This window comes from Rhizobium sp. ZX09 (assembly GCF_017357485.1).
Taxonomy (GTDB): domain Bacteria; phylum Pseudomonadota; class Alphaproteobacteria; order Rhizobiales; family Rhizobiaceae; genus Agrobacterium; species Agrobacterium pusense.
This window is the reverse complement of the sequence record NZ_CP031363.1, coordinates 1964943-1985803: the sequence shown is the minus strand read 5'-3', so window position 1 is coordinate 1985803 and position 20861 is coordinate 1964943. Positions and strand designations below refer to the sequence as shown.

Annotated in this window: 19 protein-coding genes; 8 read left to right on the top strand and 11 right to left on the bottom strand. The window is 59.0% G+C overall.

Annotated elements, in window-relative coordinates:
* Nucleotides 1-43 precede the first annotated feature (43 nt).
* Together BTN45_RS09950 and BTN45_RS09945 are read right to left on the bottom strand one after the other, a co-directional pair.
* Complete coding sequence (locus tag BTN45_RS09950; protein WP_022556698.1) at nucleotides 44-1696, bottom strand: Na/Pi cotransporter family protein; 1653 nt, start codon at nucleotides 1694-1696, stop codon at nucleotides 44-46.
* Nucleotides 1697-1869: 173 nt separating this feature from the next.
* Nucleotides 1870-2343 carry a tRNA (cytidine(34)-2'-O)-methyltransferase gene (locus tag BTN45_RS09945; protein WP_112554088.1) on the bottom strand — a complete coding sequence of 158 codons (474 nt, stop codon included), beginning with the start codon at nucleotides 2341-2343 and terminating at the stop codon, nucleotides 1870-1872.
* 235 nt (nucleotides 2344-2578) lie between these two features.
* On the opposite strand from BTN45_RS09945, the gene BTN45_RS09940 reads away from it, so the two are divergent.
* The 3 genes from BTN45_RS09940 (at nucleotide 2579) to BTN45_RS09930 (ending at nucleotide 7695) form a co-directional block, all read left to right on the top strand.
* Nucleotides 2579-3454, top strand: a complete 876-nt coding sequence (locus BTN45_RS09940; RefSeq protein ID WP_137068880.1) for a phosphodiesterase — start codon at nucleotides 2579-2581, stop codon at nucleotides 3452-3454.
* Nucleotides 3455-3831: 377 nt separating this feature from the next.
* Nucleotides 3832-5682, top strand: coding sequence for an ABC transporter ATP-binding protein (locus BTN45_RS09935; RefSeq protein WP_045532037.1), 1851 nt, complete (start codon nucleotides 3832-3834; stop codon nucleotides 5680-5682).
* Nucleotides 5683-5826: 144 nt separating this feature from the next.
* Entirely contained in the window at nucleotides 5827-7695 is a 1869-nt protein-coding gene (locus BTN45_RS09930; RefSeq protein WP_112766607.1) for an ABC transporter ATP-binding protein, read from the top strand.
* A 9-nt stretch (nucleotides 7696-7704) separates the two neighbouring features.
* Here the strand turns inward: BTN45_RS09930 and BTN45_RS09925 are convergent, their stop codons facing one another.
* Nucleotides 7705-8637: an endonuclease/exonuclease/phosphatase family protein gene (locus tag BTN45_RS09925; RefSeq protein ID WP_006699460.1), complete on the bottom strand. Its 933-nt coding sequence runs from the start codon at nucleotides 8635-8637 to the stop codon at nucleotides 7705-7707.
* Between the two features lie 309 nt (nucleotides 8638-8946).
* Here BTN45_RS09925 and petA point away from each other — a divergent pair, with 309 nt between their 5' ends.
* The 4 genes from petA to BTN45_RS09905 all read left to right on the top strand — a co-directional run bounded on the left by petA (nucleotide 8947) and on the right by BTN45_RS09905 (nucleotide 12501).
* Nucleotides 8947-9525, top strand: a complete 579-nt coding sequence (petA, locus tag BTN45_RS09920) for a ubiquinol-cytochrome c reductase iron-sulfur subunit (protein WP_004442965.1) — start codon at nucleotides 8947-8949, stop codon at nucleotides 9523-9525.
* 14 nt (nucleotides 9526-9539) lie between these two features.
* Nucleotides 9540-10823 (top strand): cytochrome b N-terminal domain-containing protein, encoded by a 1284-nt coding sequence (locus BTN45_RS09915; RefSeq protein WP_004442963.1) that lies wholly within the window; start codon nucleotides 9540-9542, stop codon nucleotides 10821-10823.
* A gap of 22 nt (nucleotides 10824-10845) precedes the next feature.
* Nucleotides 10846-11733, top strand: a complete 888-nt coding sequence (locus tag BTN45_RS09910; RefSeq protein ID WP_004442961.1) for a cytochrome c1 — start codon at nucleotides 10846-10848, stop codon at nucleotides 11731-11733.
* Between the two features lie 225 nt (nucleotides 11734-11958).
* Nucleotides 11959-12501: an adenine phosphoribosyltransferase gene (locus tag BTN45_RS09905; protein WP_004442960.1), complete on the top strand. Its 543-nt coding sequence runs from the start codon at nucleotides 11959-11961 to the stop codon at nucleotides 12499-12501.
* 43 nt (nucleotides 12502-12544) lie between these two features.
* Here BTN45_RS09905 and BTN45_RS09900 read toward each other — a convergent pair whose 3' ends face one another.
* From BTN45_RS09900 to ychF, 3 genes are all read right to left on the bottom strand, one after another.
* Nucleotides 12545-13012 (bottom strand): MaoC family dehydratase, encoded by a 468-nt coding sequence (locus BTN45_RS09900; RefSeq protein ID WP_072494690.1) that lies wholly within the window; start codon nucleotides 13010-13012, stop codon nucleotides 12545-12547.
* Complete coding sequence (locus BTN45_RS09895) at nucleotides 13009-13482, bottom strand: MaoC family dehydratase (protein WP_004442958.1); 474 nt, start codon at nucleotides 13480-13482, stop codon at nucleotides 13009-13011. Before BTN45_RS09895 ends, BTN45_RS09900 begins: the two co-directional genes overlap by 4 nt.
* Before the next feature lie 297 nt (nucleotides 13483-13779).
* Nucleotides 13780-14883 (bottom strand): redox-regulated ATPase YchF, encoded by a 1104-nt coding sequence (gene ychF, locus BTN45_RS09890; protein ID WP_004442957.1) that lies wholly within the window; start codon nucleotides 14881-14883, stop codon nucleotides 13780-13782.
* A gap of 241 nt (nucleotides 14884-15124) precedes the next feature.
* Here ychF and clpS point away from each other — a divergent pair, with 241 nt between their 5' ends.
* Nucleotides 15125-15436, top strand: coding sequence for an ATP-dependent Clp protease adapter ClpS (gene clpS, locus BTN45_RS09885; RefSeq protein WP_006699463.1), 312 nt, complete (start codon nucleotides 15125-15127; stop codon nucleotides 15434-15436).
* Between the two features lie 3 nt (nucleotides 15437-15439).
* Here clpS and BTN45_RS09880 read toward each other — a convergent pair whose 3' ends face one another.
* The 5 genes from BTN45_RS09880 to BTN45_RS09860 all read right to left on the bottom strand — a co-directional run bounded on the left by BTN45_RS09880 (nucleotide 15440) and on the right by BTN45_RS09860 (nucleotide 20739).
* On the bottom strand, nucleotides 15440-15892 hold the full coding sequence (locus tag BTN45_RS09880; RefSeq protein WP_207587503.1) for a GNAT family N-acetyltransferase: 453 nt from the start codon (nucleotides 15890-15892) through the stop codon (nucleotides 15440-15442).
* Nucleotides 15893-15899: 7 nt separating this feature from the next.
* The gene (pth, locus tag BTN45_RS09875; RefSeq protein ID WP_004442954.1) at nucleotides 15900-16616 is read right to left on the bottom strand and encodes an aminoacyl-tRNA hydrolase; all 717 of its coding nucleotides are present in this window, start codon (nucleotides 16614-16616) and stop codon (nucleotides 15900-15902) included.
* A gap of 99 nt (nucleotides 16617-16715) precedes the next feature.
* The gene (locus BTN45_RS09870) at nucleotides 16716-17429 is read right to left on the bottom strand and encodes a transporter substrate-binding domain-containing protein (protein WP_037089780.1); all 714 of its coding nucleotides are present in this window, start codon (nucleotides 17427-17429) and stop codon (nucleotides 16716-16718) included.
* A gap of 16 nt (nucleotides 17430-17445) precedes the next feature.
* Nucleotides 17446-19833, bottom strand: coding sequence for an EAL domain-containing protein (locus BTN45_RS09865; protein WP_112766605.1), 2388 nt, complete (start codon nucleotides 19831-19833; stop codon nucleotides 17446-17448).
* A gap of 297 nt (nucleotides 19834-20130) precedes the next feature.
* Nucleotides 20131-20739: a 50S ribosomal protein L25/general stress protein Ctc gene (locus BTN45_RS09860; RefSeq protein WP_004442950.1), complete on the bottom strand. Its 609-nt coding sequence runs from the start codon at nucleotides 20737-20739 to the stop codon at nucleotides 20131-20133.
* Nucleotides 20740-20861: the final 122 nt, after the last annotated feature.

Below are 20861 nucleotides of genomic sequence, written 5' to 3'. Positions count from 1 at the left end.
GTCTTTCCGTACCGAAAAACCGGACGACGCTTCCTGAAATCCTCTAGGCGCGCGGCTCGGCGTATCGCAAACGGCTTTCGATCAGCACGCCGCTTTCATCCAGAATGGGGTGCGCCACCGAAACGATATGGGCGTTGATACGCTTGAGGTCGCGCAGCATGTCGAGATGCAGCGAGCTTGTCTGCATGCTTTCCGTCAGTCCATCGCGCAGCCGCTCCAGATGGCGGTTGGAGGATTGTTTTTCGAGGCGGCGAATATCCACCTTGCTTTCCATCAGCCTGCGGGCAAGTTCGAAATCGCCGGTCACCAGAATGCTCTGGGCGGCGCGCAGGTTCTCGATGGTCATGTCGAACAGGGTCTTCAACTCCTCATAACCGTCATCGGAAAATTTGAAGCTGTTCAGCACCTTCTTGCGGATCTGTTCGCAAATGCCCTTTTCGATGATGTCGCCGATATGTTCGAGGTTGATGGCATAATCGATGATTGCGATCGAACGGCGGGCATCCTCATCGTCAAGCCCCTTGCGGCCGAGCTGGGACAGATAGACCTTTACTTCCTGCTGGCGGCGGTCGACCTTTTTTTCAAGCAGGGATATTTCGGCAAGCGGCGCCAGGTCGTTGTGCTTGAAGGCGTTTTCGGCGCGGATCAGCATTCGCTCGATGCTGTCGCCGACGACCAGGACCTCCCGCGTTGCATTGGCCAGTGCCACCACCGGCGTTGCCAGCGCCTGTTGATCGAGGAAATTCGGGCCGTCTTCGGCTTTCGGATCACCGGGAACCAGCTTCGTCATCAGATCCGAGATGAGGCCCGAGAAGGGCCATGCGAGCGCGGCCAGGATGACGTTGAAGATGAGATGGGCGTCGACCGGCAGTTTCGCGGGTGAAAGCGGCAATTGCTGCAGGAACTCCGCGCCATAGGAGGCGAGCGGCAGGGCGATGAGGCAGCCAGTGGTGCGCACCGCGAGATTGCCTATGGTGATGCGCCGCGCCGAGGCGGGGCCGGAAAGCGTGGCGATGACCGGAGGAATGGCGCCGCCGAGATTGGCGCCGAGAATGAGGACGATGACGAGGCCGGTGGAAAGCGTTCCGGTGGCCGCAAGCGACAGGATCAACACCACCACGGCAAGGCTGGAGGAGGAGACGAAGGCAAGCACCGCGGAGAAAATCAGCGCAACCGGCCAGGCCCCGTCGAGCAGGCCGATAAAGACGGCAAGCGCGGGCGAGGCGCGCATGGGCTCGGTCGCGCCGCTCAGCAGATGCAGTGACAAAAGCATCAGGCCGATGCCGATCAGCGCCGTTCCGCCGCCCTGCCTGGCGTTGGAGCTTCCCTTCTTGAGCACGATGCCCGCGAGGATCAGAAGCGGTGACAACCATTCGACGCCCGCCGCCACGATCCACGCGGTCACGGCGGTGCCGACATTGGCGCCAAGCAGCACAACCTGCGCCATGCGCGGCTTGATGAGGTCACGTTCGGCGAAGGAGGCGACGGTGAGAGCGGTTGCCGTGGAGCTCTGCAGCGCGACGGTGGCGAAGAAGCCGGAAAAGAAGGATCGGGGCCCGTTCTGGGTGCCGGTGGCGAGTACGCTCCTCAGTTTCATGCCAAAGGCACGGGTCACGCCATCCTTCACCTGGGCGAGGCCGAAGAGCAGCAGCGCGACCGCGCCGAGAAGATTGACGATGACAATGGTGGACTGCATGCGACGTCTCCACACACCCGCCGGCGGACCGTCTCGGCGAGGGCGATTTTTATTGTCCGGCTAATCAGTATAGGAGCGTGAACGCCTCCGGTACAGGCCGGGTTGCGACAGTTTCGCGGCAAAAACGGCCAATTTTCAAATTTGCCTGAAAAATTAGCTGTAAAGATGGCAGGTCAGGACCATGAGGTCTGGCGCAAGGCCTCGCCGGTGACCATCGCAGCCGACATCGCAACGTTGATCGAGCGCTGCCCGGCGACCATCGGAATGATGATTCGCTCATCCGCCTTTTCATGCACGTGATCAGGCACGCCCGCACTTTCGCGGCCAAAGAGCAGGATATCGTCGGCACGATAGGTGGTATCAGTATAGGGCAGGGCTGCCTTGGTGGAGGCGAGGACGAGCCGCCGGCCGGTGGTTGCCCGCCATTCCTCGAAGCGATCCCAGCTGACATGGCGCGTGAGGGCGGCCGCCGCAATGTAGTCCATGCCGGCCCGTTTCAGATTGCGATCCGAGATGTCGAAACCTGCGGGTTCGATGATGTCGACGCCAAGGCCAAGGCAGGCGGCCAGCCGCAGGATGGTGCCGGTATTGCCGGGAATGTCGGGCTGGTAAAGGGCGATTCTGATTTCGGTCGTGGTGCCGGACATGGAGATCTCACTGCGGTTGCTGTGCTCGTCCGATTATCACGCGCAGGCAAGGGACGACAGGCAGTTTGCGAAAAGTCCCTCTCGGGTGCCATTACAGACCGGATATTCATGCGCGTGACACACTGGGCGGCTACCCATTCACCAGTACATCATCAGGCTTGCCCGAACCATCGGGGAACGGTTGACGTCGGCCTACTTGAGCCGGATCTTCTGCACGCAGGAACAGGGGGATAGCATGTCCGAACGGGTGAATTTCGTCCATCTGACCGATCTGCATGTGGGCAATCCGCAGGTGCAGGATGACGATCTTTATTCAGAGACCTCGGCCACGCTTTCCACGACGCTTGCGCAGATCAAGGCGCTGGTGCCGCCGCCCGAATTCATCGTCGTCAGCGGCGATCTGACCAATCGGGGCGATGCCGGCAGCTATGAGGAGCTCAAGCGTCTGATAAAGGAAGCGGAACTCGGTATGCCTGTGCTCTTCGCGCTCGGCAATCACGACCGCCGCGATGGATTTTATCCCGTGATGCTCGATCGCCACGAGGATCTGGACGAGCCCTATGACCATGCCGAGGTGATTGCCGGCATTCACATCATCGTCATGGACACCAGCGTTCCCGGCAAGGTTGGGGGTGCTTTCGAACCCGGACAGGTCGAATGGCTTGAGGATGAGCTGGAAAACCATCCCGAATTGCCGAAGCTGCTGGTGATGCACCATGCGCCGGCGCTTGATTTCGACCGTCCCGATGCGGAGTGGGAATCCCTGTCCTTTGACGATACCGAGATTCTGGACGAGCTGCTGTTCGAACATGACATCATTGGTATTCTGGCAGGCCACATCCATTACGACCGCATGTCACACTGGCAGGGCATTCCCATCGTGGTCGGTATCGGCCAGCATTTCGCGACCGATCCTCTGTGGCTGCATGAGGGCGTACGCATGCTCTCCGGCGCATCTTTCGCCATCGGCACGATAAGGGATACGGGTCTGACCGTTACCTTTGCCCCGCAGCCCAGCGACCGGCGGGAACTCAAGCGCCATACTCAGGCCGGAATGATCGAGTTGATCACGGAATATGAGAGTGGTCAGGCGCAGGACGCAGCCGAATAAGGCGATGCAGCACGGCAGGCGGTGGTCGGAAACCTTTGCGGGTAAATCCGTCCTATTGTGCTACTCGACACATCTTGAGTTTTCGAGCGTGTCGGTGTCTTTCCGGCTGGTCATTGCTTAATTTTTGCGCTACAAGGCCATATCTTCAACACCAGCCAAGGGAGGTTCTTATGCCAAATGACATTCGTATTCGCCTCCCGGCCCCAGTAGTGCTGCTGCTGGCCTAGGTGTTACTCTGCGGCTCGGCCGCGTTTCCCATATTCCGATTCGTCATGTGGCTGTCACGGCCATGTTCAAAGACTTTTCCGTTCCGTCGTGGGCCATATTGCGTCCGCTTACCTTTGACGACGGGACGATTTATTGCCGGAGCTTGGCCTATGTTTGGCTGGTTTGAAAAACGTCTCGATCCCTTTCCGTCTTCGACGCCTTCCGTGCCGCCGAAGACGCTTCTGCCGTTCCTGTGGCATTATGTGAAGCCCGCCTGGCCGTGGCTGCTGCTGCTCGGCCTGATGTCGATGGGCATCGCCGTTGCGGAAGCGATGCTTTACAAATTCCTCGGCAATATCGTCGACTGGCTTTCCACGGCCAATCGCGAGACGTTTTTTGCCGATGAGGGCTGGCATCTGATCATCATGGCCGGGCTGGTGCTGTTTCTGCTGCCGCTGATGGGCGCGATCCACACCATGACGATGCACCAGACGCTTGCCGGCAATTTCGGCATGATTGCGCGCTGGAAAATGCACCGTTTCCTGCTGCGCCATTCCATGACGTTTTTCGCCAATGAATTTGCCGGCCGGGTTTCGACCAAGGTCATGCAGACGGCGCTGGCGATCCGCGAAGTGGCACTGAAGGTCATCGACGTCTTCGTCTACGCGATCAGCTTTGTCGTTTCGATGCTGTTCATGGTCGCGGCTGCCGATTGGCGACTGGTTATCCCCCTTTTGGTCTGGCTGGGTATCTACATGGGTATCCTCGCCTATTTCGTGCCCAAGCTCGGTCGGCTGGCGCAGGAGCAGGCCGATGCGCGCTCCATGATGACGGGCCGGATCGTCGACAGCTATACGAATATCTCGACGATCAAGCTGTTTTCCCATGCGGGCCGCGAGGAGAGATACGCGCGTGAGGGCATGAACGTGTTTCTTGGAACCGTTCACCGCCAGATGCGCAAGATTTCCGGCTTCAACATCCTGATCGACCTGAACAATGCGGTGGTTCTGTTTTCAACGGCCGCGCTCGGTCTCTATTTCTGGATGCAGGGTTCGGTGACGGCTGGCTCCGTCGCCATTGCCATCAGCCTTGCGATGCGCGTCAACGGCATGTCGCAGTGGATCATGTGGGAAGTCACCTCACTGTTCGAAAATATCGGCACGGTCTATGACGGCATGTCGATGATGACGAAGCCGCATGACATCGTCGACGTTCCGAAGGCTCCGGAACTTGCGGCCCCGCAGGGCGGCATCCGCTACGACAACGTCCGCTTCCACTATGGCAAGAACAAGGGCGTGATCGACGGGCTGACGCTTGATATCAAGCCGGGCGAAAAGGTCGGTCTGGTCGGGCGTTCGGGGGCGGGCAAGACGACGCTGATGAACCTGCTGCTGCGTTTTTACGATCTGGAAGGCGGCAGGATCACCATCGACGGTCAGGACATCTCCAAGGTGTCGCAAGACAGCCTGCGAGAATTGATCGGTGTCGTGACGCAGGATACGTCGCTGCTGCACCGCTCGATCCGCGACAACATTGCCTATGGTCATCCGGAAGCCACCGACGAGCAGGTGATTGCGGCAGCAAAGCGGGCCAATGCCTGGGATTTCATCGAAACGCTGGTCGACATGCATGGTCGCCAGGGCCTCGATGCCCAGGTAGGTGAACGCGGCGTGAAACTGTCGGGCGGCCAGCGCCAGCGTATCGCAATTGCGCGCGTCTTCCTCAAGAACGCGCCGATTCTGGTACTTGATGAGGCGACCTCGGCGCTCGATTCAGAAGTCGAGGCGGCAATTCAGGAGAACCTGTTCTCGCTTATGGAAGGCAAGACGGTGATCGCCATTGCCCACCGTCTCTCGACGCTGACCGAAATGGACCGGCTGATCATTCTGGACAAGGGCCGGATCGTGGAAGCGGGCAGCCACGCGGAACTGGTGGCAATGGGCGGCATTTACGCCGATCTGTGGCGGCGCCAGTCCGGCGGCTTCATCGCCGATCACGAGGCGGAAGCGGCTGCGGAGTAAGGAAAGACGGAGGGCGGGAAACAGGGTTCCCGCCCTCCGTCTTTTATTCCCGCCTTTTTCATTCTCGGAACGTTACCGAAATATAATCTCTCACCGTAGCCTCCGCGGCTGTTCCCGCACCGGGAATCCGCCTATATCCGGATCATGCTCATTACCCGCATCTTCGAGTATTTCGAGAACTGGATAAAGCCCTTCGACCGCAAGGACGATTTGCGGCCGCCGGAAAGCACGTTCGCCTTCATCTGGTTTTATATTTCGCAGGCGAAAGCGCCGTTCTTCGCGATGCTGGTGCTGGGTGGGCTGACTGCGGCCATCGAGGCGGCGCTTTTCTGGTTCGTTGGTCGGCTTGTTGATATTCTCTCGACGGTAAAACCGGAAGAAGGCTGGGCCGGGTTGCTTTCCACCCATGGCGGCGAACTCGTCGGCATGCTTGTCCTGATCGGCGTCATCCGCTTCATCGTCACGATGCTGACGGCGCTGGTGGATCAGCAGATCATCACGCCCGGCTTCTACAACCTGGTGCGCTGGCAATCCTACATGCATGTGGCGCGGCAGTCGCTGACCTTTTTCCAGAACGATTTTTCCGGCCGCATCGTCACCAAGGTCTGGTCCGGCGGGCAGGCGGCGGGCGACCTTGTGACCTCGTTGATGGAAAGCGTCTGGTTCGTCGGCATCTATTCCGTCTCGATGCTGTTTCTGATCGGGGGGCTGGACTGGCGGCTTGCGGTCGTCGTCGTTGTCTGGGTGGCGATCTTCTCGCTGCTGGCGCGCTATTTCGTGCCGCGCATCCGCTATCATTCAAAAGAAACGGCGGAAGCCGCCTCAATGCTTTCCGGCCGCATGGTAGATGCCTACAGCAATATCCAGACCCTGCGGCTGTTCGGGCGCGACGACGCCAATGACCGCTACATGCGGCAGGGCTTCGATATCTTTCAGCGTGCGACGATGACGTTCACGCGGTTCATTACCGGCGTGCGGGCATCGATGGCGCTGCTGTCAGGCGTCATGATCACGTCCATGGCGGCTCTCTGCATCGATCTGTGGCTTTCCGGCAAGATCAGTTCCGGTGCGGTGGCCTTCACGCTGGCGCTGGTGCTGCGTCTCAACTTCCTGCTGGGGCGCCTGATGACGCAGTTCAACGGCATCATGCGCAATTTCGGCACGGTGCAGAACGCCGCCGAGTTGATCTCTCAGCCGATCGGTCTGGTCGATGCGCCTGACGCGGTTATGCTGGAGGTTAAAAAACCGAGCATTCGTTTCGAGAATGTCAGTTTCCACTATGGCCGAAAGAACGGCGTCATCGATCATCTCAATCTCGACATCTGGGCAGGGGAAAAGGTCGGCATCGTCGGACGCTCCGGCGCGGGGAAATCCACCCTCGTCAATCTGCTGCTGCGGTTTTACGATGTCGAGAAAGGACGCATTCTCATCGACGGGCAGGATATTGCGGGTGTAACCCAGGAATCGCTGCGGGCCCATATCGGCATGGTTACGCAGGACACCTCGCTGCTGCATCGCTCTATCAGGGACAACATCCTGTTCGGCCGCACCGACGCCAGCGAAACGCAATTGCAGGAGGCGACGCGACGGGCCAAGGCGGACGACTTCATCAAGCGGCTGGAGGATCAGCGCGGACGCACCGGTTTTGACGCCCATGTGGGCGAACGCGGCGTGAAACTCTCCGGCGGCCAGCGCCAGCGTATCGCCATTGCCCGTGTGATGCTGAAGGATGCACCAATCCTCGTGCTTGATGAGGCGACCTCGGCGCTCGATTCCGAGGTAGAGGCTGCGATCCAGAGTAATCTGGACGAGCTGATGCAGGGCAAGACGGTGCTGGCAATCGCCCACCGCCTTTCGACCATCGCGGCGCTCGACCGGTTGATCGTGATGGATCAGGGGCGCATCGTCGAGCAGGGCACACATTCGGAACTGGTCTCGCGGGGCGGACTCTATTCGGAGCTCTGGGCGCGGCAATCGGGCGGGTTTCTCGCGGCAGACGAGGCGATCCCGTAAAGCGCGGCGCTATTTGCCGATCATGAAGTCGGCCATCAGACCGTAATGATTGGAGCCGAGACTGTCCGGCAGGCGCGTGGTTTTTATCAGCGTTGCCGGTTCACGGGCGAAGATATGGTCGATGGCTATGCCGAAACGTCCTGCTTCCGTTGGCCAAGTCGCGGGTTCCCAAGGCGCTTTCCTGAGATCGTTGGCGGCCAGAAAATCCCGCATATCGGGAGCGATGCTTGCCGAATTGAAGTCTCCTGCAAGAATGAGCGGCCCGGTGACGCGGTAGAGAATTTCGCTGACCTCATCCAGCTCGTCGCGGTGATAATCGTCGAAATAGGGCTTGGTAAGATGTGCCGCGGCCAGCGTGACTTCCCTGCCGTCGAGATCGATTTTGGCGATCGCGAAACGGTCGCGGCGCAGGTCGCTAAGACTATGAAAATGGCCTTCGAGCAAAGGCCGCTTCGACAGGATCACGAGGTCACAGCCTGGCGTTCCCTCGAAGCAGCCCAGCCTGTGCGGATATGTCTGTTGCAGACGCGGCAGAGCCGATTGCAGGGCGTCCGCTTCAAAGAGATAAACCGCATCGGCGTGTGATTCGACAATCGCGTCGGCAATCACCTCCGCATTGGCGGCGTTATCCATCAGCACATTGAAGGAAAGCAGCCGGAACGGCTGCGCATCCGGTGCGGCCGTGGCCGATGTCGAAAAATCCAGAAGCATGGACACCGCATGGACGGCGAGCGCAATCGACCAGACCAAGAGCACGGCGGAAAAGGCGTCGCGCATGAGCCAAAATACCAGCCATGACAACAGGATGCAGATAATGGCGATATGAAGCTGGAAGCTGGTGACGAAGGCAAGAAGCCAGAAATCGGTGATGTAGCGCAGACTGGCAATGACGAGAACGGCAGCAACCGCCGTGGAGACCATGCACGAGAGCTTCGCCGTCATCCGAATCCCTGCTTTCCAAGCTCTCCCTCGTAGTCTCCTAACATGGCGCCTTTGGGTGCACAATGTTGCCCGACTGCCAGAGGCGGCGAAAAAATGAGAAGCAAATCGGGCGCTTCGGGCAGAATTACGGCAGCTTTGTGTGCTTTGCTCTTGCCAAGTCGGTCAATATTTTGCGATCACACAGAGTGACGCGGTTTCTTGATGCCGCAGTTGTGTCCAGGACGGTGGGACGGAGATTGTCCTGGATCAAATCATAGCGGGAGGACTCATGCGATTTACGGCAAAAACAGCGCAGAGGATGGTGTAGCGGTGAGCGAGCACGTAACCAATCACGACGCTTCGGGTGAACCGACCCGTCGCGATTTTCTTTATCTAGTGACAGGAATGGCGGGCGCCGTCGGTGCCGCCGCAGTTGCATGGCCTTTCATTGACCAGATGCGCCCCGATGCATCGACGCTGGCGCTGGCCTCCATCGAAGTGGATGTCGCGGCGGTCGAGCCGGGCATGTCACTTACCGTCAAGTGGCGCGGCAAGCCGATTTTCATCCGCAACCGCACGGAAAAGGAAATCGAGGAAGCCAAGGCGGTCGCTCTTGGCGAACTCAAGGATCCGGTGGCGCGCAACGCCAACATTGCCGCCGACGCGCAGGCGACCGATATCGACCGTTCCGCCGGCGAGGGTAAGGAAAACTGGATCGTCATGGTCGGTTCCTGCACCCATCTCGGCTGCGTTCCGCTCGGCCAGGCCGGCGATTTCGGCGGATGGTTCTGTCCCTGCCATGGCTCGCACTACGATACGGCGGGCCGCATACGTAAGGGTCCGGCGCCGCAGAACCTCGCCATCCCGACATTTGCATTCACATCCGATACCGTGATCAAGATCGGATAAGGGGACAGATATTCATGAGTGGTCATTCCAGTTATCAGCCGTCCACCGGCATCGAGAGGTGGATCGATTCGCGGCTTCCCTTGCCGCGCATGATCTATGACAGCTTCGTTGCCTATCCTGTCCCGCGTAATTTGAACTACGCCTACACTTTCGGCGCGATGCTTTCCGTCATGCTGATCGTGCAGATCCTCACCGGCGTCGTTCTGGCCATGCATTATGCGGCCGAAACGACGGTTGCCTTCAATTCCGTCGAAAAGATCATGCGCGACGTCAACCACGGCTGGCTGCTGCGCTACATGCATGCCAACGGCGCGTCGTTCTTCTTTATCGCGGTTTACCTGCACATCGCCCGTGGCCTCTATTACGGCTCCTACAAGGCGCCGCGTGAAATCCTCTGGATTCTTGGCTGCGTCATCTTCCTGCTGATGATGGCGACGGGCTTCATGGGCTATGTTCTGCCCTGGGGCCAGATGTCCTTCTGGGGCGCGACCGTCATCACCGGCTTCTTCACGGCGTTTCCTGCCATCGGCGAATGGATCCAGCAGTTCCTGCTCGGCGGCTTTGCCGTGGATCAGCCGACGCTGAACCGCTTCTTTGCGCTTCACTATCTGCTGCCCTTCATGATTGCGGGCGTCGTTATCCTGCATATCTGGGCGCTGCACGTCACCGGCCAGACCAATCCTACCGGCGTCGAAGTGAAGAGCAAGACCGACACCGTTCCCTTCACGCCCTATGCGACGCTGAAGGATGCGCTCGGTGTTTCCGTGTTCCTGATCGGTTATGCCTGGTTCGTCTTCTACATGCCGAACTTCCTTGGCCACCCTGATAACTACATCATGGCAGATCCTTTGAAGACCCCGGCGCATATCGTTCCGGAATGGTACTTCCTGCCGTTCTACGCCATGCTGCGCGCCATCACCTTCAACATCTGGGTCATCGATTCCAAGCTGGGTGGCGTTCTCGTGATGTTCGGCGCAATCGTCGTGCTGTTCTTCCTGCCCTGGCTCGATACGTCGAAGGTTCGCTCCGCCGTCTATCGTCCCTGGTACAAGATGTTCTTCTGGCTGTTCGTGGTGAATGCCATCATGCTCGGCTGGCTGGGTTCGCGCCCGGCGGAAGGCACCTACGTCATCATGTCGCAGATCGGCACGCTTTATTACTTCGGTTTCTTCCTCGTCATCATGCCGATCCTCGGTCTGGTCGAAACGCCCCGGCGTATTCCGAATTCGATTACCGAGGCCGTTCTCGAAAAGAACGCCGCCAAGTCGGGTGCCGCGCCTGCGGCTGCCGAAATCTGAGCGCGAAGGAAGGATGACGACAATGAAGAAGCTTGTAACGAGCATCGCGCTTTTCGCCGCCATCGGCTGTTCCTTCACCGTCGCCTCGGCGGCGGAGGAGAGCCATGACCTCGCCACCAAGACGGAACATGCGATTGCCGGGGGCCACTTCCCGGTGATCAAGCCCGAGGAGCAGAGCTGGTCATTTGCCGGTCCTTTCGGCAAATATGACAAGGGCCAGCTGCAGCGTGGTCTCAAGGTCTACAAGGAAGTCTGCTCGGCCTGCCATTCCATGAGCCTTGTCTCTTTCCGTACGCTGGAGGATCTTGGCTATTCGGAAGAGCAGGTAAAGGCTTTCGCCGCTGAATATGAAGTGCAGGACGGTCCGAATGCCGACGGCGAAATGTATAATCGCAAGGCCGTGCCGTCAGATCATTTCCCGTCGCCATTCCCGAACCATGAGGCGGCTGCTGCCGCCAATGGTGGCGCCGCACCGCCAGACATGTCGCTGCTTGCCAAGGCGCGCGGCGTGGAGCGTGGTTTCCCGCAATTCATCATCGACATGATCCCGATCGTCGGCGGTTATCAGGAAGGCGGCCCGGATTACATCCATGCGCTGCTGACCGGATATCAGGACCCGCCGGCTGGTGTTGAAGTGGCCGAAGGCACACATTTCAATCCGTATTTCGTCAGCGCGGTCGCGTTGAAGATGGCCCCGCCCATCAGCGCCGATCAGGTGACTTACGACGATGGCGCGCCGCAGACCGTGGATCAGTATTCCAAGGATGTGGCCGCCTTCCTGATGTGGGCTGCAGAACCGCATCTGGAAGAGCGCAAGCGCACCGGCTTCATGGTCATGGTGTTCCTGTTCATCTTCACCGCGCTGATCTATCTCACAAAGAAATCGGTCTACGCCAACAAGGAACATTGATCGGCACTACGGTGCCGGCAGTCATCGGCCCCCATGGCCTCCATGGGGGCCTTTTTATATGAAGTCTGCATTGACCTGGTTGTCGTTCACAAGATGCGGATTTGCGATGCTCCATACCAATCGGCGTTGGCCGAAGGTTGCGCCGGTCCTTTTTAGTTGGTGCGCCGCCGTCAAGTTGATAGGGTGGCCCGAACCATCCATTTCCCATTTTTAACTGGAAATACCATGACCGTTATCGCTTCGGAGCTTTCCGCTGCCATCCGTTCCATTCCCGACTATCCGAAGCCGGGCATCATCTTCAGGGACATCACCACGTTGCTTGGCAATCCCCGCGCATTCCGCCGCGCCGTGGACGAACTCGTGCAACCTTATGCGGGAACGAAGATCGACAAGATCGCGGGCATGGAAGCGCGCGGCTTCATTCTGGGCGGCGCGGTAGCGCATCAGCTTTCGGCCGGCTTCGTGCCGATCCGCAAGAAGGGCAAGCTCCCGCATGCCACTGTAAGGGTTGCCTATAGCCTGGAATACGGCGTCGATGAAATGGAAATGCATGTTGATGCGGTGCAGCCGGGTGAAAAGGTCATTCTGGTCGATGACCTGATTGCGACCGGCGGGACTGCCGAGGGCGCGGTCAAGCTTTTGCGCCAGATGGGCGCGGAGATCGTCTCCGCCTGCTTCGTTATCGATCTGCCTGATCTCGGCGGCCGCAAGAAACTCGAGGACCTCGGTGTCGAGGTACGGACCCTGGTGGAATTTTCCGGTCATTGAGCGGCGGGTGGGGCAGGTCGCAACGACATGCCCCGAAGCTCGCTTATTCGAATTCCAGAACCCCGCTCTGGAAAGTCAGGACGGTCTCTCCCGACTGGTTGACCCCTTCGTTAAATGTGGTGTTCAGCCAGATACCGGCCCGGGATTCCAGCGCCCGGGTATCGAGCAGGGTGACGAAGTAGGTGACATCGTCTCCCGCGAAGACCGGCTTTTTCCATTTAAGTTCGCGAAAGCCCGGTGAAGGGCCGAGTTTTGGCGGTTCAAGGCCCTCAAGCTTCAGTCTTTTAACCTCTTTGGCCCAGTACGAGAGAAAACACTTCATCCAGCCTGCACCAGTGTGCCATCCAGATGCGCAAAGTGCGCCAAAAACGCTGTTCTTTGCGGCTTCGGCATCAAGATGAAATGGCTGCGGATCGAAATCGCGGGCGAAGCGAATAATGTCTTCGGCGGAAAAATGCAGCGTATCGAGGGTCACTCGTTCGCCGATCGGGGAGAGTTCTGCCAGTATCATGCCGCAATACCTCCATTGCCGCGCATCAGGAACATCACGGTGTTTTCGCCGTGCGACACCAGAACGTCGCGCTGGTTATAAAGCTCGTGGCGAAATTTCACGAGGCCGATACCGGGGCGCGAAGCCGAAGGGCGCTGCTCCAGCACGATGGATTTCCCAGAAAGCGTATCTCCTGCCAGAACCGGCTTCTTCCAATCAACGTAGTCGATGCCGGGGCTGCCCTGCGACGTCGAATCCGAGATATAGCTGTCCGCCATCATTCGCATCAGCAGACTGCAGGTGTGCCAGCCGGAAGCTGCAAGCCCACCAAGAATGCTCTGGCGGCCTGCTTCTTCGGAAAGATGCATGGGTTGCGGATCGAATTCGCTGGCGAAAGCAATGATTTGCCCCGCGGAGATCGGTTGCGGTCCAAGCGGAAACTCCCGCCCTACCGTGAAATCCTCGTAAGCATAGGTCGCGACCGGCGCCATGGTTTCCTCCCTTCGCACAGTCAATACCGTCGCATCTAAGAGGATTTTTCCCTTTACGTAAAGGTCAAATCGGTGGCGTAATATCGGAGCGGGAAAGCGCTATGGAGCGAACGGATGCGTCTCGCATCTTCCCCCGCCGCGGAGAAGGTCGCGGCAGCGGGATGAAGCGGGCGAAGGTAGTGAGCTGCGGCAACGTCGCCCTTCATCCGACCCTTGGGGCAATCTTCTCCCCGGTCGGGGAGAAGAAACAAGCGGCTGGGTCCGCCCCATAAAAGAAGCAAGCCCGTTCAGATCAAATCAGGTATTAAAGCGGAAGTGGATGACGTCACCGTCCTGAACCACATATTCCTTGCCTTCGTCGCGTCCCTTGCCAGCTTCCTTGGCGCCGACTTCGCCCTTGTAGGTAACGTAATCGTCAAAGCCGATGGTGAAGGCGCGGATGAAGCCGCGTTCGAAATCGCTGTGGATGACGCCCGCGGCGGCGGGTGCTTTGGTGCCGCGCACGATCGTCCATGCGCGTGTTTCCTTGGGGCCGACGGTGAAATAGGTGATGAGGTCGAGCAGGTGGTATCCCGCACGGATCAGCCGGTCGAGGCCGGCCTCGTTAAGACCAAGGGCCGAGAGAAATTCTTCGGCTTCATCGGCTGGAAGCTGCGCGACTTCGGCTTCGATCGCCGCCGAGATGATCACGCATTCCGCACCCTGTTGCTTCGCCATTTCCGCGACGGCTGCTGTGTGCTCGTTGCCGGACGATGCGTCGGCTTCCGAGACGTTGCAGACATAAAGCACCGGGTGCGATGTCAGAAGGTTGAGGCCTTTGAGGATTTCGATTTCCTCGTCCGCCAGTGTCTTCAAAAGCAGGCGTGCCGGCTTTCCGTCGGTGAGCAGCGCGATGACGGCTTCCATGACAGGCAGTTGGGCCAGCGATTCCTTGTCCTTGCTGGTGGCGCGTTTGCGCGTCTGCTCGACGCGGCGTTCCAGGCTTTCGAGATCGGCGAGCATCAGCTCGGTCTCGATCGTTTCGGCATCGCCGACCGGGTTGATGCGGCCTTCCACATGGGTGATATCGTCGTCTTCAAAGCAGCGCAGCACGTGTACGACGGCATCGACTTCGCGAATGTTGGCGAGGAACTTGTTGCCGAGACCCTCGCCCTTCGATGCGCCGCGAACCAGACCGGCAATATCGACGAAGGAGATGCGGGTCGGGATGATTTCCTTCGAGCCGGCGATGTCGGCAAGGATTTTCATGCGCGCATCGGGCACCGCCACTTCGCCGGTATTCGGTTCGATGGTGCAGAAGGGATAGTTGGCGGCCTGTGCGGCGGCCGTTTTCGTCAGCGCGTTAAAAAGAGTGGACTTGCCGACATTCGGCAATCCAACGATACCGCATTTGAAGCCCATGGCTTGAAACCTGTCCGTTTGAAAGAATTCGTTGAGGAGCCTTTTGCGGAAAGGGCGGGGGAAGGTCAAGCCCGCGGGTCGATTTGGGCCGGCAAAGGCTTCTTAAAGGCGAGGAATTCCTGACAGACTTGCCGATGGCGTGGTTGCGGCGCAATATATGCGGGTCAAGCGATCGATCTTTCGTCATCAACGGGGTTTTCCCATGAGCAACCGCGATGAACGGCAGGCACGAGCGGCCATGATGAGCGACAGTCCTGTCGATCTCAAACCAAAACCGAAGGTCAAGCCAAAGCTGGAGCGGCCGAAGCTCTACAAGGTCATTCTGCTGAATGACGACTATACGCCACGTGAGTTCGTGACTGTGGTGCTGAAAGCCGTGTTCCGCATGAGCGAGGAGGCCGGCCACCGGGTGATGATGACGGCGCACCGTTTCGGCAGCGCTGTGGTCGTCGTTTGCGAACGTGATATTGCCGAGACGAAGGCCAAGGAGGCGACCGATCTCGGCAAGGAAGCGGGATTTCCGCTGATGTTCACGACCGAGCCGGAGGAGTGAGCATCAATTCTGCCGAATCTGAAAACCGGTCTTGTTCTGCACGAAGCCGCAGCTTTCGTAAAAGGCGTGAACCTCCGGGCGTTGTTGCCCTGTCCGCAGCATCACCTTGTAACAATTCGCCGCAAAAGCCGCCTCGACGGCATGGCGCACGACCGCGCGGCCATATCCGCGGCCGCGACGGTTTTCCAGTGTCACCACGTTTTCGATAAGAGCATAGGGACGGGCGGCGCGCGTGAGATTTGGAACAATCTGCAGCGTGGCGGTAGCGACCGCTTCCTCGCCTTCGGTCGCAAGAAACACGGTCAGACCCGGCTGGGCGAGCATGGCCGCAAAAGCCGTCTTTGCTTCTTCCGTCGTCATTTCCGGGTCGGATGGATTAAGCGCCCGGTAGAGATCAAGCAATCCAGCCAGATCGCTGGTTCCGGCTTCGCGCAGGGTGATGGTCTTCGAAGACATTCGCGATCTAGTCCTTCTTGCCGAACATCCGCTTCAGCATCTCGGCCATCGGCCCGGTCTCCGGCAGCTTTTTAGGCTGGGCGCTGTTGCGTGCCTGGTGGATATGAGACTGCGCGGCGGGTTTGGCTGCCTTGGCCGGCTTCTCGGCCTCGGGCTTGCTGCCCGTGGCCAGCGCCAGCTTGTTCATCAGCTGGGAATCCTCCGCCTTCACCAGCATGGCGGCGTTGTCGGCAATCGCATCCAGCAGCGGCTCCAGCCAGACCCGGTCGGCCTTGGCGAAATCGCCCAGCACATGGCCGTGCACGCGCTCCTTGTCACCGGGATGCCCAATGCCGAGGCGCAGGCGTCGGTAGTCCTTGCCGCAATGGGCGTCGAGCGATTTCAGGCCGTTATGGCCACCGTGACCGCCGCCGGTCTTGATGCGCACGCGCCCGGCCGGAAGATCGAGTTCGTCATGGATGGCGATGATGTCCGCCGGCGTGAGTTTGAAGAAGCGCATCGCTTCGCCCACGGATTCGCCCGACAGGTTCATATAGGTCTGCGGTTTCATCAGCAGGACCTTTTCTCCGGCGATCTCGCCTTCGGAAATCTCGGCCTTGAATTTCTTTGACCAGGGCGCGAACGAAGGCAGGCGCTGTAACGCATCCACCGCCATGAAGCCGATATTGTGCCGGTTTCCGGCATATTGCGTGCCGGGATTACCAAGTCCTGCGATGATCTTCATGAAGCATGTCCGCGTTGTGCCTGATGATGCTGTTGTCACCACCCTGAAATCCGCTGGCTGTCAATCTTTTTGTGGGGTTGCGGCAATGCCGGCCGACGCTCAGGGCCTGATGAGATCGTAACGGTCGAAGATCCGCTGTTGTGTCCCGTCGGCGATCAGCTCATCGAGACGGGCCTGCAATTTCGCGATAACCTCGTCCGGCACGCTCTTGTTGCAGGCAAGCCCAAGCTGCTGTCTCGACAGCGTTATCACTTCCCTGAAAGTGTGCGCCGGCAGGCTTTTGAAGGTGCTTTCCGACATGGGCATAAGGTCGATGCGGCCCGCCGTCAGCTTGTGAAGCGTGATCTCGAAATCCGCGCCGACATCCACCTGCGGAAAACCGAGCGTTTCCAGAAGGGTTTCGGTGTAGTCGCCGCGCTGGGTTCCAACCCGGTATTTCTTGGCGTCTTCGAGGCTCAGGACATTGATATTCGCCTTGCGCCGCGCCACGAGAATGTTGCGATCGATGTGGATTGGCGAGACCCATTTGAAGAGCTTTTCCCGCTCGGCGGTCCGCGCCGTGGCGAAGGCACAATGCATCGGCTGTGTTGTGGCAAGGGCGATCGCCCGGGCCCACGGCATGACGGCGACCTCGTAGCTGGTGCCGGTGTCCTCAAGAATGATCTTGAGCTGGTCGAAATAGACGCCGCGTACGCTGCCGTCACTGCCCTGCAGGTTGTAGGGCGGGTAGACTTCCGTGGTCAGGAAAAGCTTGGCCGCGCAGACGGGATTGGCAAGAGCAAGAAAGACCAGGCAAAAGCGGATCAATCCCATAACTACTCCCCGCGGCTCAGGCTTGTCGCGCCGCTGTGCGGCTTTGTCCAGACCCGGCCTCATAGGCGGCAATCAGCCGCTCGACGGGCTGCGGGCGAGCGAAAAAGTAACCCTGGCCATAATCGGCACCCATATCCGCCAGAAGCAGCTTCTGCTCCTCCGTCTCGACACCCTCGGCGATGACAACGCAATTCATCTTGTGCGAGATGGCTGCGATACCTTCGACCAGCATGCGGTTGCGCTGCCGGATTTCCACCGTATCGTCGCAGATCGAGCGGGTGAAGGATTGGTCGATTTTTACAATATCGACCGGAAAGCGGCTGAGATAGCTGAGCGACGAGTAACCCGTGCCGAAATCATCCAGCGCGATGCGGCAACCCAGCTGATGGATGGCGGTGAGGATCGCCCGGATCTGCGGATCGTCCTTCATGATGACCGCTTCGGTGATTTCGATGACCAGCCGCCCGGGAAGAATGCCGTGCCGGTGCAACAGTCCGGCAATGCGTGTCGGCAGTCCCGGTTCGAACTGCAATGGCGAAAAATTCACCGCCACATAGGTTTGCGTCATGCCCGGCAGGCGCGATAGCCTGGCGAGATTGGCGACCGACTGATCAAGGATCACGTTGCCGATACGGTGAATGGTTCCGTTCTCTTCCGCAAGGCTGATGATGGCAGCAGGGGAAAGCAGCCCCTTATCCGGATGGTTGAGGCGCAGCAAGGCCTCGAAACCCGCTGTCTGGCCGGTTGCAATGTTTTGAATTGGCTGAAAATAGGCCTCGAACCAGTCTTCGGAAAGCGCCTGCGCGATATCCCGTTCCAGTTCCGCATGTTCGCGGGCCCTGTCCATGATCGAGCTGTCGAAGACCTGGGAGCCGTTCTTGCCCGTCCGCTTGCGGGTATACATGGCCATGTCGGCGTTCTGCAGAAGCTCGGAGGCACTCGCGGCGTGAAGAGGGTAGACCGCCATACCGATACTGGCGCTGAGGCGGATGCTGTTGTTCTCGATTTCAAATGGAGTGTCCAGCAGGGTGCAGATGCGCTCACAGAACTGCAGGGCGCGCTCTTCCACCTTGTCACCGGCCAGCAGGATTGCGAACTCGTCTCCGCCCAGACGCGAGGCGCTGTCCAGCGGTGTCAGCAGCGGCTGCAGTTTTAATGTGAATTCGCGCAGAACGGCATCGCCTGCGGCGTGACCGAGATTGTCGTTGATGGCCTTGAACCGGTCGAGATCTATGAACAGGCACGCGAGTTCGCTGCCGTTCCTGTCCGCATCGCGAATCTGCAGGTCGAGGATGGCCTCGAAGCCCTGACGGTTGAAGAGGCCGGTCAGATGGTCGGAAATGGCCTGCTGGCGATTACGCTTTTCCGACTGCCGAAGTTCGGTCACGTCGGTCATAACGCAGAGGCAGGTGCTGTGATGGGCCGTATCGCTGGAATCGAGGGCTTTTTCTAGGATAAGGGCATCCATGACGCTGCCATCCCTGCAGTGGAAGCGAACGGTGATGCCTGCCTGTTGGGTGTCAGCCGCCTGATGCGCCGCCTTGCGTTCCTGGAATAATGTCTGGTCATCGGGGTGGATGAGGTCGGCGAAATTCAGACCGAGTATTCTGGCGCGGTCATAACCGGTAGCCTGCACCCAGTAGTCGCTGACGGCGGCGATCCTGTCGTGCCTGTCCAGCGAAAACAGCATGGCGGGCGTGCGGTTGTAGATTTCCGTCTTGCGGGCGTGGGCGTTCTTTATCTCCAGCTCTTCCTTTTCGAGCTGGCTCTGCATTTCGTTGAAGCTTTTCGCCAGCCGGCCGATCTCGTCTTTCGACCGCCAGTCGACGTGGTGGCGGGAGCCGAGGCGTCGTGTCGCTTCTATTGCCGCGGCCAGCCGCATCAGCGGGCGGATGACCATGAAGCGGTTACCGGCAATGGCGGCAAGGACCATGGTGAGAATGGCGAGGATGAAAATCGTGATAAAGGCCAGTTCGGTGCGGCTGAGGGAGGTCAGAAGACCGACATCATCGTAATACACCGTCAATTGGCCGACCGTGACGGGCCCCTTGGTCGTCTTGTAGATGACCTCGCGTGTCGTCGAGGCGGCATCCTGGATGATGTCGCTGCCGGCGGTCTGAACGACATCAAGCTGGCCGGATGTATCCTTAACCTCGACCATACGGATCATGGGATCGGAGACAAGGGTTCCGGTAATCTGGTTTATCGTGTCGTCATCGAGGTCCCACAGGGGGCGGGCCAGCGCCTGCGTATTCGTCGACAGCAGAATTTCGATATGGTTGCGCTGGCTGCGAATAGCCTCGTTATAGGAAAGTGTCAGCAAAAGCGTGAAGAGCGGGGCGACCACTGTAAGAAGTGCGCCGGAAACAATCGCGATAAAGCGACTTTCGACGGAATGAGCCATGTTCGATTGCAGCTACCCTTTGCCCCAGACTTGCTGCGCCCTGTTTCATCCTTCCGGACAGAGATGCGTCAGATCCCGGGCCGAGCCCTTTCCCCACGCTATTTCTCGACCCGCCGGTGTTTCCATGAGGGCGCAAGGGTATCGTTTCATGGAAGTGTTAATCGACGCTGAAACACGAACCGCATCGCTGGCGGGGAGCGGGCTTTCTGTTTTTAAAGTTCATAAAAACTAAAAGGCCCGTTCCGGAAACGGAACGGGCCTCGTTCTTCAAAGCTGTCCGGCCTTGCGGCCGCCGATTTATTCCTCGGAAGCTTCTTCAGTTGCTTCTTCTTCAACGCCTGCTGCCGGGGCAACGATCGTTGCGATCGTGAAGTCACGGTCGGCGATAACGGGCGTGATGTTCTTCGGCAGCTTGACGTTCGAGATGTGAACGCTGTCGCCGATCTTCAGGCCGGAGAGATCAACCGTGATGGCTTCCGGAATGTCGTTGGCCGGGCAGTGGAATTCCACCGTGTGGCGAACGATGTTCAGAACGCCGCCGATCTTGATGTCCGACTTTTCTTCGTTTTCGAAGTGAACCGGAATTTCGACGTTGACGAGCGTGTTGCCCGAAACGCGCAGGAAGTCGACATGCATGGTGAAGTCGCGGACCGGATCAAGCTGGTAATCCTTCGGGAGAACCTTGATCTTCTTGCCGTCGACGTCGATCGTCGCAACCGTCGTCATGAAACCGCCGGCGTGGATACGCTTGGTGACTTCGTTGGTGGACAGGGCGATAGAAATGGGGGCCTGCTTGTCACCATAGATGACAGCGGGAATCAAACCGTTGCGGCGAAGTTCACGAGAGGACCCCTTACCAACTCGTTCGCGCGCCTCGGCCTTGAGCTCATACGATTCTTTGCTCATGGCAATTCCTTTCGAGGTTATATGGAGAGTTCATGCCCGCGGGCGCTGAACTGGGGAGGCGGCAAGCGCCATCCCACCCGCGTTGCCTCCAAGGGTGTCTACACGGGTGCGGGCGCTATAAT